Origin of the sequence: Candidatus Campylobacter infans (genome assembly GCF_013416015.1) — a bacterium.
Lineage (GTDB): Bacteria > Campylobacterota > Campylobacteria > Campylobacterales > Campylobacteraceae > Campylobacter > Campylobacter infans.
Genome location: NZ_CP049075.1, coordinates 325683 through 343477, shown reverse-complemented (window position 1 = coordinate 343477; position 17795 = coordinate 325683). Strand labels below are relative to the sequence as shown.

The 17795-nt window shown below is 34.4% G+C and carries 15 protein-coding genes and 1 pseudogene; 11 read left to right on the top strand and 5 right to left on the bottom strand.

From position 1 onward, the window contains the following. Nucleotides 1-1032 precede the first annotated feature (1032 nt). A complete protein-coding gene (locus CINF_RS01805; RefSeq protein WP_179975530.1) occupies nucleotides 1033-1533 on the top strand; it encodes a type II secretion system protein in 501 nt (166 codons plus the stop codon). Nucleotides 1534-2474: 941 nt separating this feature from the next. Here CINF_RS01805 and CINF_RS01800 read toward each other — a convergent pair. The 4 genes and pseudogenes from CINF_RS01800 to CINF_RS01785 all read right to left on the bottom strand — a co-directional run bounded on the left by CINF_RS01800 (nucleotide 2475) and on the right by CINF_RS01785 (nucleotide 6805). Next, nucleotides 2475-2771, bottom strand: coding sequence for a hypothetical protein (locus CINF_RS01800; RefSeq protein WP_338025063.1), 297 nt, complete (start codon nucleotides 2769-2771; stop codon nucleotides 2475-2477). A gap of 31 nt (nucleotides 2772-2802) precedes the next feature. Next, a pseudogene (locus CINF_RS01795) lies at nucleotides 2803-2937 on the bottom strand (CHC2 zinc finger domain-containing protein); the annotation flags it as partial. A 36-nt stretch (nucleotides 2938-2973) separates the two neighbouring features. Then, on the bottom strand, nucleotides 2974-4167 hold the full coding sequence (locus tag CINF_RS01790) for an MFS transporter (RefSeq protein ID WP_179975528.1): 1194 nt from the start codon (nucleotides 4165-4167) through the stop codon (nucleotides 2974-2976). Nucleotides 4168-4591: 424 nt separating this feature from the next. Next, on the bottom strand, nucleotides 4592-6805 hold the full coding sequence (locus CINF_RS01785) for an STT3 domain-containing protein (protein ID WP_240156142.1): 2214 nt from the start codon (nucleotides 6803-6805) through the stop codon (nucleotides 4592-4594). Nucleotides 6806-6954: 149 nt separating this feature from the next. Here CINF_RS01785 and thyX point away from each other — a divergent pair, with 149 nt between their 5' ends. Genes thyX through CINF_RS01770 form a run of 3 tightly spaced genes read left to right on the top strand, consistent with a single transcriptional unit; the run spans nucleotide 6955 to nucleotide 11480 of the window. Continuing rightward, complete coding sequence (gene thyX, locus CINF_RS01780) at nucleotides 6955-7578, top strand: FAD-dependent thymidylate synthase (protein ID WP_178697318.1); 624 nt, start codon at nucleotides 6955-6957, stop codon at nucleotides 7576-7578. Nucleotides 7579-7587: 9 nt separating this feature from the next. Next, a complete protein-coding gene (locus CINF_RS01775) occupies nucleotides 7588-9555 on the top strand; it encodes an acyltransferase family protein (protein ID WP_179975527.1) in 1968 nt (655 codons plus the stop codon). A gap of 8 nt (nucleotides 9556-9563) precedes the next feature. After that, nucleotides 9564-11480, top strand: coding sequence for an acyltransferase family protein (locus CINF_RS01770; RefSeq protein WP_179975526.1), 1917 nt, complete (start codon nucleotides 9564-9566; stop codon nucleotides 11478-11480). A gap of 22 nt (nucleotides 11481-11502) precedes the next feature. Here CINF_RS01770 and glmM read toward each other — a convergent pair whose 3' ends face one another. Beyond that, complete coding sequence (glmM, locus tag CINF_RS01765; RefSeq protein WP_179975525.1) at nucleotides 11503-12843, bottom strand: phosphoglucosamine mutase; 1341 nt, start codon at nucleotides 12841-12843, stop codon at nucleotides 11503-11505. A 166-nt stretch (nucleotides 12844-13009) separates the two neighbouring features. On the opposite strand from glmM, the gene hemB reads away from it, so the two are divergent. The 7 genes from hemB (at nucleotide 13010) to CINF_RS01730 (ending at nucleotide 17761) form a co-directional block, all read left to right on the top strand. Further along, nucleotides 13010-13984 carry a porphobilinogen synthase gene (gene hemB / locus CINF_RS01760; protein WP_179975524.1) on the top strand — a complete coding sequence of 325 codons (975 nt, stop codon included), beginning with the start codon at nucleotides 13010-13012 and terminating at the stop codon, nucleotides 13982-13984. 21 nt (nucleotides 13985-14005) lie between these two features. Next, entirely contained in the window at nucleotides 14006-14932 is a 927-nt protein-coding gene (gene argF, locus CINF_RS01755) for an ornithine carbamoyltransferase (protein WP_179975523.1), read from the top strand. Then, complete coding sequence (locus CINF_RS01750) at nucleotides 14925-15479, top strand: DUF2603 domain-containing protein (RefSeq protein WP_179975522.1); 555 nt, start codon at nucleotides 14925-14927, stop codon at nucleotides 15477-15479. The genes argF and CINF_RS01750 overlap by 8 nt, the downstream gene beginning before the upstream one ends. 31 nt (nucleotides 15480-15510) lie before the next feature. Next, entirely contained in the window at nucleotides 15511-15891 is a 381-nt protein-coding gene (locus CINF_RS01745; protein WP_179975521.1) for a hypothetical protein, read from the top strand. Beyond that, nucleotides 15888-16634, top strand: coding sequence for an ATP-grasp domain-containing protein (locus CINF_RS01740; protein ID WP_179975520.1), 747 nt, complete (start codon nucleotides 15888-15890; stop codon nucleotides 16632-16634). Before CINF_RS01745 ends, CINF_RS01740 begins: the two co-directional genes overlap by 4 nt. Before the next feature lie 83 nt (nucleotides 16635-16717). Further along, nucleotides 16718-17404: a class I SAM-dependent methyltransferase gene (locus CINF_RS01735; RefSeq protein WP_179975519.1), complete on the top strand. Its 687-nt coding sequence runs from the start codon at nucleotides 16718-16720 to the stop codon at nucleotides 17402-17404. 54 nt (nucleotides 17405-17458) lie between these two features. Next, nucleotides 17459-17761, top strand: a complete 303-nt coding sequence (locus CINF_RS01730; protein ID WP_179975518.1) for a hypothetical protein — start codon at nucleotides 17459-17461, stop codon at nucleotides 17759-17761. The last annotated feature ends 34 nt before the right edge of the window (nucleotides 17762-17795 follow it).

The window sequence follows — 17795 nt, the reverse complement described above, 5'->3', positions numbered from 1 at the left end:
AAAAACCCAAATTTGCCACGCCGTTATCCAACACGCCCGCCAAATTCTTAGCTACAATCCAACAAATTTTAAAATTTTAAATTCATTCAAAACACCCACAAACTCACGCGCCAAAAACCCCAAATTCGCCCCGCCTTTATCAAACCCGCGTGCGCGCGCACAGCTAGCCAAATTCTCAGCCACAATCGCAAAACAAATTTTAAAATTTCATTCAACAAATCCGCCAAATTTTAAATCTGCGCCCCGCGCCGTTGTTTAAAAACAAACCGCGCCCGCCTAGCTCTCAACCGCGCAACCGCCCCGCGCCCGCCAAATTATCAGCCAAAATAAAATTTTAAAATTTCATTCAAAAAATCCGCCAAATTTTAACCCACGCGCCACACACATTTTTATTCACTAAAACCAAATTTTAAAATTGAATTTTTGCCCGCCCGCCACATTCTTAGCCACACGCCCCGCACCCGCCTAGCTCTCAACCGCGCAACCACCACGCGCCAAACCGCCACGCCATTATAAAACCCACCACAATTTTTAACCCACTCCAAATCCCACCCACAACGCGCGCGCCTACTCCGCGCTAGCCATTTGTGCCACGCAATAGCCAAACGCCACGCCCTTTATTCTCACCGCGAACCCACAAACCAAACCCAAAACCAACCCAATCTGCGCCAAATTTTTAAAAGAATTTAGAGAATTTAAAAAAAGCCAAGCACTTAAAATTTAAAGAATTTAGAGAATTTAAAAAATGCAAAATCACAAAATTTTTAAAGAATTTATAAAATTTAGAGATTTTATAAAGCAAAAAAACATTAAAATTTATAAAACATTTACCAAATTTTTAAAGAAATTTATTAAAATTTTTTAAAAAATTGAAATTTTTTTTAAAAAACTTTATGTAATTTAAGCTTAGTTTAACCCCCCCTATAATTCTTGCGCTTGCTTGAAGCAGGCACTAAGCAGACGGTGGCTTACTCCAAAAATCTCAATCATAGGGCTAGCGTTTGCTTAGGATTTCAACACAAGGAGTTTTCGATGAGAAAAGGTTTTACGATGATTGAGTTAATATTTGTTATCGTAATTTTAGGTGTTTTGGCGTCTGTAGCGATCCCAAGACTAGCAGCTACCAGAGATGATGCAGAAATGGCCAAAGCAGCAACGAATCTTACCACTGCTGTTGGTGATATAGCAGCTTATTACACAGCGCAAGGCGATTTCAAAAAGAAAGCCAGCACAGGAAGCACTAGAACAACAGCTACACTAAGCGACATGACAAACGCGCTTGATGAAGTATCAAGTTTAACAGGTTACATAAAAGTTAAAAATGTAAAATGTTTAAAAGTAACGGCTACAGATGGTACTACATCAGGTGATGCTAATATTAAAATCGAGAAAGAATCTACTAATAATGACAACGCGTGCACTAATCTAACTAAGCTATCTGGTATTAAGAATATGTGCGGAGTTGCAAACGGTGCGTCAGTGGCTACTTTACCTTGCACAATCAATGTAGGTAGCTCAAATGTTAATTTCTAATATAGAAATTTGGGTAAATTAAACTAAATTTTTCACCCCGCTAAATTTCTAAAATTTAGCGGGGTTTTTATTTTTGTTCTTTAAAATTCTAATTTTCAAAAAATCTTTTAATTTTAAAATTTCAAAAATCTTTTCAAAACCAGTGCGGAATTTGAAATAATAAAAATAAAAAATGCGTGGCGGGCAAATGGATTTAGCGCGTGGCGGGCTTGGGTGGCTTGGCTTGTGGGTATAGTGAATTGAGAGCGAGTGCGCAAAAAGCGGGGCGGATTTAGCGCGTGGCGCGTAGCTGATAGTGTGGCAAGGCGCAGACAGGCGCATTTGGCTTGGCGGTTTAGCGTGGAGCATAAAAGCGCGTAGCTAAGAGTGTGGCATAGTTAGTACGGACGAACGCAAAAAAAACGCAGTGTGCGTGGCTAAGAATGTGGCGAGCGGGTGCGTTTAGTTTGGCTTGCGTGGTTAAAAACACGCGGGCGAGCGCAAAAAACAAAAAAAGCACGCGACAAAGCATTAAATCAAAAGCACAAAATCATAAATTTAAAATTTAAAATAAACACGAAATTTTACAATTTTAAAATCATCGCAGACTTTAAAATAGTCAAAAAATAATTAAAATTTTAAAATACTAAAAGCAAATTTTTAAAAAAATAAGATTTAAAAAATGCGTGTAAAAATTTTTAAAAAATAACCGCGCAAAAAAAACCCGCAAAAATAATTAATAATTTTTTTTTAAAAACCCGTGCAGAATTTAAACTACAAAATAAAAAAAAATCATAAATTTAAAAGCCAAAATCAGTGTGAAATTTTAAATTTAATAAAAAAATCCGCGCAAAAAAATAATAAAATTTTAAAAACCACACCAAAATTTTTAAGTTCAAAATAATTTTAAGTTCAAAATAAAAGTAATTTTTTAAAATAAATTTTTAAAAAAATCACCAAACTTAAACCTTTAATTTGTAAATTTTAATTTCTGGTTTTAAAATCACTGGTTCAAAAAGATTTTTATCGTAATTTTCTAAAACAAAAAGCTGAATGAAAGTGCTCTCAAACATCGTTTTATCCATTACTAAAATGCGCCCATAATCGCTCATATAAATCACAAAAATCAGCCCTCTTTCATCAAATTTAGAATACTCAACGCTCAATTTACCATCTTTATATTCTGTGTTTATAAAAGTATTTACGGGCAAATTTTTGCCGTTTATGTTGAGCTGGCTTAGCGTTTTATCCAAATACATACCGCCTTCAAGTTCGATGCCACGCTTGCTTTGGATTTTTATCGTTGTGAAATGGACATACGCACACAAAGTTTCCACCTGATTTTTTCAGCGGTATGTAGCTACTTATGACATCGCTTATATCTATTATGGCTTTTAAATTTTCTATACTACTTGGTTCTATCATAAAGGAGATTATACCAACTATTTACTTTAATTTAACTCATATCTTTTTAAGTCCGAAAATAATAGATAAAAATATCACTATAAATCCAAAAGAAATCAAATTTAGCACTTCCCAACCACCACTTGCTAGCACAAATCCTACGCTAGAACTTGCTAACAAATTTGCTCCAAAAATGCTAATAGCATTTAGACCTTGTAAGCGTAGTTTATACTCTGAGTTTATGGCATTTAGCATAAATGTTCCGCCATTAAAACTAAAAGCCCAGCCGATACCAACAAGCACTAAACTCACCCAAAATCCCCAAAAACTCACGCTAAAAAGTGCTACCAAAACAGCAATCAAATAAAACAAAATCCCAAGTAAAATAAGCCTAAACGGACTTAAATTTTTCATAAAAAACGCTAAAAATAAGCTTGGTGCATACATAGCTATGAAGTGCCACACAAGCACACTTTTAGCTTCGTCATAGCTAAATTTATATTCACTCATCGCAAGTGGTGCTGCGTTCATAATGAGCGTCATAAATGCAAATCCAAAAGCGCAAGCTAGCGTAGCAAGAATGAAATTTGGCTCTTTTAAGCAAGTTAGTAAAGGAACTTTTTGAGATGGTTTTTTAGTATTTGGTGAAGTAAGCGTTAATGGCAGAGTAATAGCAAAATTTATAGCACAAAGCAAAAGCGCAAATAAAAATGAGCCAACAAAAGGCGTATCAAATATCAAAGTGCCGATGTTTGCTAAATTTGGTCCTAAAATACCACCCATTATCCCACCTGCTACGACAAAGGCTGTAGCTCTGTTTTTGTCATTTTGCGTAGCTAAATTTAGAGCTTCATTAGCTAAAAATCTATAAAATTGATTAAGCGCAGTAAAAAATCCGAGCAAAAAAGTCGCAAAACAAAATAGATAAAATAGCCCAGACACTAGTGAAAACATAGCAAAACCAGCGCCCAAACAACCAATCAAAGAAGCATATAAAAAGACCTTTTTTCTACCAAATTTTTGCATTAAATTTGATGAAAAAAATACAGCTATAAATGCTCCACAAAGCGTAGCAGAGATAGGAAGCGAGGCAAAACTGCTATTATAACAATGCAGACAAGCCTTAGCATACAAAATACCATCAAGCAGCCACTTTCCAGCTAATCCACTACTAAAAGTTAGCAAAGAGACAACAGCGCCACTAAAACCTTGCCCTAAAAGCAATAAAATGATATTTTTGTTTAGGAACATAAAAATCTCCTTATTGATTTAAATTTATGAATTTAATTGATTTGATTAAAATTTTTAAAAATACTAAAAAGCAAATTTTTAAAAAAATAAGATTTAAAAAATGCGTGTAAAAATTTTTAAAAAATAACCGCGCAAAAAAACCGCAAAAATAATTAATAATTTTTTTTTAAAACCCGTGCAGAATTTAAACTACAAAATAAAAAAAAATCATAAATTTAAAAGCCAAAATCAGTGTGAAATTTTAATTTAATAAAAAAAATCCGCGCAAAAAAATAATAAAATTTTAAAACCACACCAAAATTTTAAGTTCAAAATAATTTTAAGTTCAAAATAAAAGTAATTTTTTAAAAATAAATTTTAAAAAAATCACCAAACTTAAACCTTTAATTTGTAATTTTTAATTTCTGGTTTTAAAATCACTGGTTCAAAAAGATTTTTTATCGTAATTTTCTAAAACAAAAAGCTGAATGAAAGTGCTCTCAAACATCGTTTTATCCATTACTAAAATGCGCCCATAATCGCTCATATAAATCACAAAAATCAGCCCTCTTTCATCAAATTTAGAATACTCAACGCTCAATTTACCATCTTTATATTCTGTGTTTATAAAAGTATTTACGGGCAAATTTTTGCCGTTTATGTTGAGCTGGCTTAGCGTTTTATCCAAATACATACCGCCTTCAAGTTCGATGCCGCGCTTGCTTTGGCTAGCGTTTTGATGAACCATAAAAAGGCTATTTGCATAAGATTTGCCAGTTTTTAAATCAATCTGGCTAAAACGCGAAATAGTAGGGATTATATAATGCATTCTATCTGGCAAAACATAAAAAATATCGCGCGTTTTTTTAGGCAGAGCAAAGTTCTCATCATTTAAACTTAGCAAAAACTCATTTACATCGCTAGCATTATAGTCTTTCATAATTTTTGCGAGATTTAGGCCGAAGTTTTCATGTAAATTCTTTTGCGTGTATTCTACTTCTAAGCGGGCGATATTTGCTGAGGGTCTTTGTGGCTTAATTAGAGCAAAAGATACGGCAAAATTATCAGATCCTAAATGCTTGCCGCCATCGATTAAGGTTTTAACATCGCTATAAAATCTTATTGGATAGCCATAATCCCACCACGCAAGCGCGTAATCTTCGCGATCAGCAATGGATTTAAGGCTATCAAGCACGCTTACTTCATTTTTGAAAAACACGCTTTGAGCCTTATAAGAATAAATATGCACAAGCGATGGTGCAAGCGCAAAAATACAGCCCACAAACATCAACTGCGCGCCCAAATCCTTGCTAAAATTAAAAATCATAAAAACTAAGGCTAATAAAAATAAACAAAAACACAACCAAAACTCAATATTTAAACCAAATTGGCTTTGTAAATACAAAATCGGTATAAATGAAATAAAAATAAAAATAAGTAAAAAAAGGCTTTTTTGCTTTATGCGTTCATTTAGCATAGAGCCTAAAATTTCAAGCAAAAAGCCAAACCCAAAAGCCATAAAAGGCACAGCATAAATAGTAAATCTAAGCCCGCTAAAAAGAGCCAAAAAACCAAGCGCGCACATAGGCAAGCTTAGCAATAAAATCTTATGCCTAAAAATAGCCAAAATATAGCCAACAAAAGACAAAACAAACACGCCAAGCGCGCTAGAAATACGCTCGCTAAATAAACCAAAAGGTATAATGCTTGATTCTGAGATGGTTTGATTTACATTAAAAAATATAAAATTTAAAGTGTCTTTTTCTGGCGTGCTACGGAGTAAATAAAATTTTAATTGAAACCAAATAGGATTAAGTCCGCCATTAAGTGCGAAAATGGCAAAAATCACCGCGCCAAGGGCGATTATTATGGCGTTTTGTTTATTTGAGAGTTGATAAAATTTGCTTTTGTATAAAAATAAAATTAGCGCAAATAATAAAATTTTAAACCAAATGGCAATGCTTGTAATAGCCAGAAGCATTAAAATCATAGTTAAATAATATATCTTTTCTTTCTTATGCCATATAAGCGTATAAAGCAAAAACATAGCTATCAAGGCTACATTTAGCGTAAAGCTAGATGAATACCACCAAAAATAAATTAGCATAGAAAGGCTAACTATTAGCGCGCTGATGGTGTCTTTATAAGCATTTAAGCGAACTAAACCCCAAATAATAAAACAAGCAAGCACGATATTTAGCATATCCGTATCAAAATACCCAACCATCGTGCGGTTATAATAACTATGAGCTATACTAGCAAGAAGCGCCGCGCACAGCCCAGCCCTTGGTGCGCCAAGGGTTTTAGCAATTAAAATCAAAGGTATCACAATCAGCGAACTAAGCACAGCGCTAAGATAAAGCATAACGCCCTCTAAGCTAAATGGAGTAAATTTTACAATCAAATAAGCAAGCGTAGAAAGTGGCGCGCCATAATAGCTCAAATCGCCTTCTTGGTGAAAACCCGCTAGCATATCGCGCGCGCCCTCGCCAAAGGCATAGCCATCGTTTGTGTTAATTATAATTTTGCCATTATAAATAAACTCATCAAAACCGCTAGCCCACCAAACCCAATCTAACCTGCAAAGCACGCTAAATGCGTAAGCCAAAACAATAAAGAAAAAAATTTGCCTATTTTGCGGGGTTAAAATTTTATTCATTTTTTATCCATTTAACTTAAAATTTTAATACAAAAAGGCGCGATTATACAATTTTTGCGTAAAAAATAAAAGTTTTTAAGCATAAATTAAACTTAAATGCTGATTTTTTGCTACAATCTTAGCTTTAATTTAACATTTAAAGAGCCAAAATGCAAGTAGAATTATTACATTACACTCCGCTAATCATCGGCGCAAACGCCATTCGCACCTGCTATCAAAGTTTTGATAAAGGCGATAATGGCGGAGCAAAAGACTGCGATTTAATCGATCGCGTGGGCAATAAAATGCGCCATTCTAGCACCTTAGAGCATTTATTTTATAATTTTTATATTAAGGGCATTAGCCGTGCGTGCTTACAAGAGTTAGCCAGACATAGAATGGCAAGTTATAGCGTAAAATCCACGCGCTATACGCTAAAAGAGCTAAGAAATGAGAGTGAGTTTAAAGTGGGCGATTTTTCTTATGCTAGTAAATATTTAGTGCTTACAAATAACGAAATGGTAGATAACGCAAGCATTTTAGCCCTTGAAAATTTGCGTAAAATTTTAAATGAGGGCGTGGCTATGGATATAGCAAAATTTTGCCTACCAGAAAGCTATAAAACCGAGCTTACTTGGAGCATAAATGCTAGATCTTTACAAAATTTCTTAAATCTTAGAAGCTCAGCCTCAGCCCTTTGGGAGATTAGAGCCTTGGCAAATGCCGTTTTTAACGCGCTCCCACCTGAGCAAAGCTTTATTTTTGTTAATTGTATGAACCAAAATAATAATTAAAGAAAGCTTATGCCACTTAACAATTTATTTAAATCACTCCCTTTGGTAAATCACTCTCTTGCTTATAATCCTAGCATTGATGGGCTTAGGGGCGTGGCTGTTTTATTGGTGGTGATTTTTCATATTTGGCATGAAGTTTTTAGCTTTGGTTATGTTGGCGTGGATATTTTTTTCGTGCTTTCAGGCTTTTTAATAACTCAAATAATTTATCAAAAAATATCACGCAATGCTTTTAGTTTAAAGGAATTTTACCGCAATAGAATTAGGCGCATTTTCCCTGCTGTGATTTTAACCTTGCTAGCTGCTATGATTGTTGGCAATTTTTTTATGCTTATAAGCGAATACAATAATCTAGGCAAGCATATAAAAAGCTCAGCTTTGTTTTATGAAAATTTTCGCTTAATTGGCGAGGTTGGTTACTGGGATAAAGATGCGAGCTTAAAGCCACTTTTACATTTTTGGTCGCTTGCTATTGAAGAGCAATTTTATATTTTTTGGCCTTTTATTTTGATAATTTTATTTTATGCTAAAAATAATTTTAATATTAAAATTTCAATAAGTTTAAGTTTGATTTGTGCTTTGCTTTTTATCTTGCCGTTTTTTTTGGAGATAAATAAATTTTATCATTTGCTTTCAAGATCTTATGAGCTAGCATTTGGCTCTTTGGCCTTTGTGCTAGCAAAAGAGCATAAAAAATTAAGAGCTTATTTGCATATTTATAAAAAATTTATTTATGCTTTTTTTGTTATAGCAATTTTAGCAAGCATAAATAATACAGAATATAATGCCTTTAAAACCTTGCTTATAAGCTTAGCAAGTTGTGCTTTAATAATTAGCTTAAATAGAGAAAAGCAAAGCAGAGTTTTTGCGAATTCACCTTTGGTTTTTTTAGGACTTATTAGCTTTCCTTTATATTTAAATCATTACGCAATTATTAGTTTTTGCCATATTTTAGGCATTGATATTAGTGCTTGGCGTGGGGTTTTAGTTTTAATTATTTGTGTATTTTTGGCTTTTTTAGTTTATAGATTTATAGAGCTTTATGCAAGGGCGCAAAAAAGTTATGTTTTTGCCTTAATTTTATTAGTGGCGATGATTTTTACAGGATTGCTTGGCATAGCCATTCAAAAGGATAAATTAGGGCTAAATTCTAAAAGAGATTTTGCTCAGGTTTTAAATTTTGAATTATTTGCGCTAGCAGATCCGCTAAAACATGATGATATACACACAAAAACATTATTTGAGAAATTCAACATAAACCGCAATTCAGCCACAAACGAGCAAAGAATGTCCCTAATCAAAGCAAACACCGCCGATTTAAATGAAAACTTAAATCTTATTATGGGCGATTCTCACGCGTATTTTTTAGGTATTGAAATTTTAAAAAATGACAAAAAATTTAAAAGCATAATTTCAGCTGCTTCTACTTGCCCTTTTTCTTTTGATGAAAACACAGATTATAGAAAATGCAGGGCATTTATAAGGGATTTTGAAAGCAAACTTTTATCCAGCCCAAATATAAAAAGGCTTTTTATCACAGCCTTAGCTAATGACGCCACGATACTAGGTCAGACAAAAAATTATAAAATTTACGAGCAATACCTAGATGATTTATTTAAAATTTTAAACAATAAAAATTATGCCGTTTATTTTATAATCGATACACCAAACCTAACCTTTGAGCCTATAACTTGCGTGCAGCGGTATTTAAATAATATTAAAATTAAACCAACCTGCTTTTTAGCGCGCGATCTTTACGATGAGCAAACAAAAATTTATAAAAAAATGGTCAAAAAAATCTCCGCAAAATATCCAAAAATAACCATAATCGACCCAACGCCGGTATTTTGCGATGATAAAAAATGTGTAATTTTTGAAAACGGCAAGCCACTTTATGGCGATACTAATCACCTAACCCCGCTTGGCGAAAAAAAATTATTTAATGAAATTAAAAAATATATAAAAGATTTTGAATAAGGTTTAAGATGTCTTTTAAAAATTTATTTAAATCACTCCCTTTGGTAAATCACTCTCTTGCTTATAATCCTAGCATTGATGGGCTTAGGGGCGTGGCTGTTTTATTGGTGGTGATTTTTCATATTTGGCATGAAGTTTTTAGCTTTGGTTATGTTGGCGTGGATATTTTTTTCGTGCTTTCAGGCTTTTTAATAACTCAAATAATTTATCAAAAAATATCACGCAATGCTTTTAGTTTAAAGGAATTTTACCGCAATAGAATTAGGCGCATTTTCCCTGCTGTTATCATCACGCTGCTAGCTGTTTTTAGCGCGGGGTATTTGTTTATGTTTAATGATGAATTGCTAAATCTAGGCAAGCATATAAAAAGCTCAGCTTTGTTTTATGAAAATTTTCGCTTAATTGGCGAGGTTGGTTACTGGGATAAAGATGCGAGCTTAAAGCCACTTTTACATTTTTGGTCGCTTGCTATTGAAGAGCAATTTTATATTTTTTGGCCTTTTATTTTGATAATTTTATTTTATGCTAAAAATAATTTTAATATTAAAATTTCAATAAGTTTAAGTTTGATTTGTGCTTTGCTTTTTATCTTGCCGTTTTTTTTGGAGATAAATAAATTTTATCATTTGCTTTCAAGATCTTATGAGCTAGCATTTGGCTCTTTGGCCTTTGTGCTAGCAAAAGAGCATAAAAAATTAAGAGCTTATTTGCATATTTATAAAAAATTTATTTATGCTTTTTTTGTTATAGCAATTTTAGCAAGCATAAATAATACAGAATATAATGCCTTTAAAACCTTGCTTATAAGCTTAGCAAGTTGTGCTTTAATAATTAGCTTAAATAGAGAAAAGCAAAGCAGAGTTTTTGCGAATTCACCTTTGGTTTTTTTAGGACTTATTAGCTTTCCTTTATATTTAAATCATTACGCAATTATTAGTTTTTGCCATATTTTAGGCATTGATATTAGTGCTTGGCGTGGGGTTTTAGTTTTAATTATTTGTGTATTTTTGGCTTTTTTAGTTTATAGATTTATAGAGCTTTATGCAAGGGCGCAAAAAAGTTATGTTTTTGCTGGTATTTTACTGGCTATTATGCTAGCAGCTGGCTTTGGCGGTAAGGCCATCCAAAAAGATAAAGGCAAAATAGTAAGCCAAAGAAGCTTTATAAATACCTTGCCTTTTGCGTGGCCAAAAGAGCTAAAAGAATACGAGCAAAACGCAGTTATATTTAAAGAATTATTAAACACAGATCCACTAGCTTTTATCTACACAAATAAAAGCGATCTAGGCAAAGAATACACGCTAATTCTTGGCGATTCTCACGCGCGTGATGCATTTTTTAATATCTCAGCTAGCAAAGAAAGCGGGCATAATCTAATGCTTGGCATAGGCGATTGCCCGGCTTTAATGCGCGAGTATGAAATGTTTCCAACTTGTAAAATAATCGTAGATAAAGAATATGAATTATTGAATAAAATCAATATTAAAGAATTGTTTATTTTTAATTACATGAACGATAGCAGGCTTAAAAATCCAGCCCTTTATGAAAGCAAAATGCGTGAAATTTTTGCATTTTTAAGCCAGCAAAATTATCCTGTGTATTTTGTGATTGATGTGCCGACCTTGCCGTTTTTCCCAAGTAGTTGTATTGGTAGGTCTTTTGGCTTATTTTCGCGCTATGAAAGCTGTAAAATCACGCGCGAATATTACGAGCAAAGCGTAAAAATTTATAAACAAATAATAAATTCCCTAGCAAAAGAATTTCCAAAAATAAATGTGATTGATCCTGTAAATGCGCTTTGTGATGAGAAATTTTGCTACGCTTTTGATGGAGTTAAGCCATTATATGGCGATAACCACCATCTTAATGTAGAAGGTGGCAAGCGTTTATTTAATGAATTAAAAAAGCATATAAAGGATTTATGATTTAGCAAGGCTAGATCTAGGCTTATTTGAGTGCCAAGGAGAAAAACTTTTCTACTTCTTTCATTTTTGCCTCCACTAAGCTTTCATCGCGCCCTTCAAGCAATAATCTTAATAAATTCTCAGTCCCCGAATAGCGAAATAAAAAGCGAATACCCCGCTCTTTTAGTGAGTTTTCAAGCTCTTTTAAGCCTTTTATTTCATCAAGCGGTGGTTTTTTTATCACATTTATATTGAGTAAAATTTGTGGATATGGCTTGATTTTGCCAAATAATTGGCTAGCTTTTTGCTTTTGTTTTAACAAGCAAGCTCCAACTTGTAAGGCACTAACTAAACCATCGCCAGTTTTAGCAAAATCGCTAAATACAATATGCCCGCTTTGTTCGCCACCAAAATTACACCCAAGTTCGCGCATTTTTTCTAGCACGAATTTATCGCCAACGCCACAACGCCCAAGCCCTATACCAAGTGGCTTTAAAAAATCCTCTAATGCCGCATTACTCATCACAGTAGCTACTATGCTATTGCCACTTAAACGCCCCTCGCTTTGTAAAAACCAAGCCAAAATCCCAAGCAAAGCGTCCCCATGAACTACTTGCCCTAGCTCATCAACTACTACAAGCCTATCAGCATCCCCATCAAAGCCAAAGCCTATATCAGCGCGCAAATATTTTACTTTTTTGGCTAAATTTTCAGGGTGCAAGGCTCCACAATTTTCATTTATATTAGCGCCATTTGGTTCATCATTTAGCACGATTAGCTCAGCACCAAGCTCGCTAAATATCGTAGGTGCCACCTTATAAGCAGCACCATTGCTTACATCTAAAACCACCCTTAGCCCTTTTAGCGTAAGATGGCGCGGAAAGCAATCTTTAATATGAACGATATATCGCCCTATTACATCATCTATGCGTTTGGCTGCGCCTATGTTTAATCCTGTGGCTTGCGCGGCGGCTATTTGTTCATCGTTATAATAAATTTTTTCTATTTCTTCTTCGGCTTGTTCGTTTAATTTATCGCCATTTGCATCAAAAAATTTTATACCATTATCAAAAAAAGGATTGTGGCTTGCGCTTATCATTATACCGCCATCACAGCGCATATCTTCTGTCAAAAATGCCACAGCTGGCGTTGGCATAGGACCAATTTGGCGCACATTATAGCCTACTGCCGTAAGCCCTGCGACTATGGCAGTTTCAATCATATAGCCACTTTTGCGTGTGTCTTTGCCAACTAAAATATTATTTGTTAGTGAGTTTTTGCGAAAATATATCCCAGCAGCCATCGCAAGGCGCATCGCAAGCTGTGCATTAAGCCCCGCACCAGCAAGAGCGCGCACGCCATCTGTGCCAAATAATTTAGCCATTTTTGCCCTTTACATTAAAATTTGGATTTAAGGCGAGATTGTAGCCAAAATTGCGTAATTTTGGCTAAATTTTAATAAATTTAAAATTTTAAATCGCGCCAGCATAAAGTTTAAAAAGATTAAAAATTAGCTATAATGCGCAATTTTTTAGCGACAAAGGACAAAAATGTTTGCAAGACTTAGACGAACCAGGCAAAATCCCCTTATGCGCGATATGTTGCGCGAAACTTCACTTAAACTTAGTGATTTAATTTACCCACTTTTTGTAGTTGAAAATGAAGGGGTAAAAGATGAAATAGCAAGTATGCCGGGCGTTTTTAGATTTAGCATAGATGAAATTTTAAAAGAATGTGAAATTTTAAAAAAACTAGGCATTAAAAGCATTTTGCTTTTTGGAGTGCCAGCACTAAAAGATTCAATCGGCTCAGACGCGCTCTCAAATGACGGCATAATCGCGCGCACGCTAAGAGCGATAAAGCAAAATTTCGCAAATGATTTTGTGCTAATTACTGATTTATGCTTTTGTGAATACACAGATCACGGGCATTGCGGGATTTTAAACCCAAATGGCGCAGTTGATAATGACGCCACGCTTGAAATTTCTGCCAAGCAAGCCCTAATACACGCAAACTCAGGCGCAGATATAATAGCACCAAGTGGAATGATGGACGGAATAATCGCTACTTTAAGAAAAGCACTTGATGAAAATGCTTTTAAAAATTTGCCACTAATGGCGTATTCTACAAAATTTGCAAGCGCGTATTATGGGCCATTTAGAGATGCAGCTGGCTCAGCGCCTAATTTTGGCGATAGAAAATCCTACCAAATGGATCCAGCAAATGCCCGCGAAGCCTTGCGCGAAAGCCTTGAAGATGAAGCACAAGGTGCTGATATTTTGATGGTAAAACCAGCCCTTGCTTATTTAGATATTATCAGCAAACTAAAACAAAACACGCTTTTACCGATATGTGCGTATAATGTGAGCGGAGAATACGCGCTTTTAAAAGCTGGGGCAAAACTTGGAGTTATTGATTATGAGCGCGTGATGGTAGAAACGCTTTTGGGCATTAAACGCGCTGGCGCTGATATGATAATTACTTATCACGCCAAAGAAATGGCGCAAATTTTAAATAATGCTTGAAATTTTAATAAAAGGATTAAAATGCGACATTTTTTAACACTAAATGATTTAAGCAAAGATGAAATTTTAAATATTTTAGATCTTGCAAGCCAGATTAAAAAAGATACCCTAAACAAAATTTACACGCCGTATTTACGCGAGCAAACCCTTGCTATGATTTTTGAAAAAAGCTCCACGCGCACAAGGGTTAGCTTTGAGGTTGGCATTCATCAGCTTGGTGGCAAGGGATTATTTTTAAGCTCAAAAGATATTCAATTAGGACGCGGGGAGCCGGTTAAAGATACTGCGCGCGTGCTTGGCGGTATGGTTGATATGATAATGGCGCGCGTGTATAAGCAAAGCGATTTAGAAGAGCTGGCTAAATATAGTGGCGTGCCTGTAATTAACGGCCTTAGCGATGATTTTCATCCGGTTCAGTTAATGGCGGATTTACTAACCTTAAAAGAACTTGGGCTAAATTTAGCTAAAATGAAAGTAGCCTACATAGGCGATGGTAATAATATGAGCCATTCTTGGCTGATGGCAGCATCTAAAATCGGCTTTACTCTTAATATCGCCACGCCAAAATCTTACGAACCAAAAGAGCAAATTTTAAAAATCGCCCTTGAAAATGCTAAAACAAGCCGAGCAAAAATCGAGCTTTTAAACGATCCAAAAATAGCCGCAAAAGATGCTAATGTAATCACCACAGATACTTGGATTTCAATGGGACAAGAAGATCAAAAACAAAAACGCATAAAAGATTTTGCAGGTTTTTGCGTAGATGATGAGATTATGGCACTTGGCAAAAATGCCATATTTTTACACTGCTTGCCAGCATATCGTGGATATGAAGTAAGCGAAGAAATTTTTGAAAAACACGCTAGCGAGATTTTTGCCCAAGCTCACAACCGCTTACACGCCCAAAAAGCAATAATGGTATGGTGCGATAGGAATAAAAATGACTAAAACAAAACAAGAAATTTCAACAAAACCAGCAACAATCAAAAGCCAAAAAAGCCAAAGCGCTCCAAAAAGACCAAGAAAAAAGGCGCTCAAAACCGAGCTAGTAACTAGCAAAAAGCTAGAACAAACTTTAAAAATACTAGAAAATCTCAAAAGCACATTAGGGCTTGATGAGCAAATCAATTTTGATATCAAACAAACCAGTCCAAATGAATTAAAATTAAAAATTTTAAACCAAGAAGCAAATTTTAATGTCCCGTGGTTTTGCATTAAAGATGAAGAGCCTTTTGTTTTTATGCCAGCAGAAATTTTAGATGTGGTTTTTAAAATGCTTAAAAACGAGCAAAAAGAAAACTTTGAGCTTCGTTTAGAGCGTAGCATTTGGCAACATATGCCATTAGATTTTGGCGATGTGTGGCGCGTAGCAATCGATGAATTAAACAGCGAACACTTTAAAAAAGAGCCAGATTTAGATAAATTGCTTGATAAAATCAAAAAAGAACATCCTAATTTATTTGTCAATGTAGCAAACTTAGTCGGCAAAGAATAATTTAAATATCAGTAGTTTAATGGGAGAATTGATGAAAATTGCTGTATTAATAGGCGCAAGTAGTGAGAGCATTTTTGCTATTAGCCAGGCTAAAAGCTTAGGACTAAGGGTAGTTGCATTTGACGAAAATAAAAATGCGCCAGGCTTAAAAGAAGCTGATATTAGTTTTGTAATGGATATCAAAAACCCGCAAAAAATCATAAACAGGCTTTATGAGCATAATTTAACGCCTGATTTAATCTTGCCAGTGCCGCTTGGTAGGTGCTTAGTTACGACAGCTGCTTTAATAGAGCATTTTAATCTTGAAGGTGCTAGTTTCATAGCCACAGATATTTGCACAGATAAATTAAAATTTCATAAATTCTTGGGGGGGTGCTATCCCAAAATCATCGTAAAAGAGAAACAATTTTGAAAAAAGTAGATTGTTTTTTACTTAGTGATGATTTAGATTTAAATAAGCTTAAATTTCCTTTAATCATCAAGCCTCGTTTTGGCAGTGGTAGCAAAGATGTAATCGCAGTAAAAAATTTAAGCGAATTAGAAAATTTTCTTTGCGATAAAGATCTTAAAAATAACGATTTTTTAGCTCAAACGCTAGTTGAGGGCGTAGAATACGGGCTTGATGGCGTGGTGATTGATGGTCGCTATAAGCATATTTTATTAAGGCAAAAACTTCTTACGCCCTTGCCGTATCGCCAAAGCATAGGCAATATCAGCGCAAAAGAAATAAAACAAATTAGCCAAAGCCTTCAAGCAATAGCCACAAACTTAAAGCTTAAAAATTCTTTATTAAACGCTGATATAATCATCACGCCAAATAGCGAGCCTTTTATAATAGAAATTTCGCCACGCCCGAGCGGGCATTATCTATCAAGCACCTTTGTCCAAATCACCACAGGCATAAATATGATAAAAGAATGGATAAATCTAAGCTTAAAAAAGCCTTTTGATTTTGAGCCACGCTTTTTTAAGCACGCAATTATTAGGTATTTTGACTGCGAGGGCGAGGTGAAAATCCCAAATTTTAATGCCTTAAAAAATGAACTTGGCATAATAAAATACGAATGCAATATAAATCGTAATTTAGCCAAGGTTACAAATAGAGCTAGCATTATGTGGCGAGATTATGCGATTATGGTAGCTGATACTAGCTAAGAATGCTTAGAAAATGCACAAATTTTAATGAATGAGTTTAAATTGTAATTTTACATAAATTTTAAAATTTTAAGGAGGTTCGCTTGAACGATATTAAAGATTACCACGAAAGCTTTGCACTTTGGCAAGATTTTGTGATGCAAGGTGATTTAATTTATCCAAACGAAAATGTTACGCGCTTTATTTTTAAAAATAAATTTACTAGCGCGCTGGATTTTGGCTGTGGGACTGGCAGGCATTTAGATGTGTTTTTGCGCGCTGGGATTAAAACAATTATTGGCGTAGATATAAACGAACTGCCACTAAAAAAATCTTTTGAAAGATTCAATGAAAACGCAACAAAAGCCAAAGCAGAGCTTATACTTTTAAACAATAAAAATAAAACCTTAAAGCAGTTATTACTTACTACAAAAGTAGATGCCATCGTGTCTTGGGGCATTTTATTTCTTTATACTCCACAAATTGCACAAAACTTGCTTAAAGAGTTTAAATCAATTTTAAATAAAAATGGGAAAATTTGTGTAAATTTTATAAGCGTAAATGATGGCTTAAAAACCCAAAGCATTCAAATTGCTCAAAATCTCTACAAAGCCACGAGAGCATCCCATAAAGATTTGCTTTTTTCTTTTTATGATGAGGCTTTAATTGATGAAATATTCAAGCAAGCTGGCTTAAAAATAACTAGCATAGATAAAGAAATTTACACGCGCGATAACGGCAGCGAGTATAATGAATTTCTCGTAGTTCAAGCCGTAAATGAAATTTCATAGCCAAAAGGAATGAAATTTGCTGGCTTTAAAGCATTAAGCTAAAAAGGGTTAAAAATGCAAGTTCAAAACACGCTAAACCAACTAAGGGCGCAAAATGCAAAAGCCAAGCTAAACCAAGGCGCAAATTTTAAACAAATGCTAGATGAGAGCTTAAATGAAAATTTTAAAAATATCAAAAACGATGATTTTAGCGCTCTTTCAAAAAAGCTTCAAAAACAGCTAAAAGATGATGAGAGATTATTTAAAAGTTTTGATTTTATGCAAATTATGAATGAGTTAATTTATGGCAATCCTAGCCAAAGCCAAAAAACAAAATTACTTCAAAAAGCCGGGGAAATCGCAAATAGCATAAGTTAAAATTTGCTAAAAGCTAGCTAGCAAAGACTAGCTA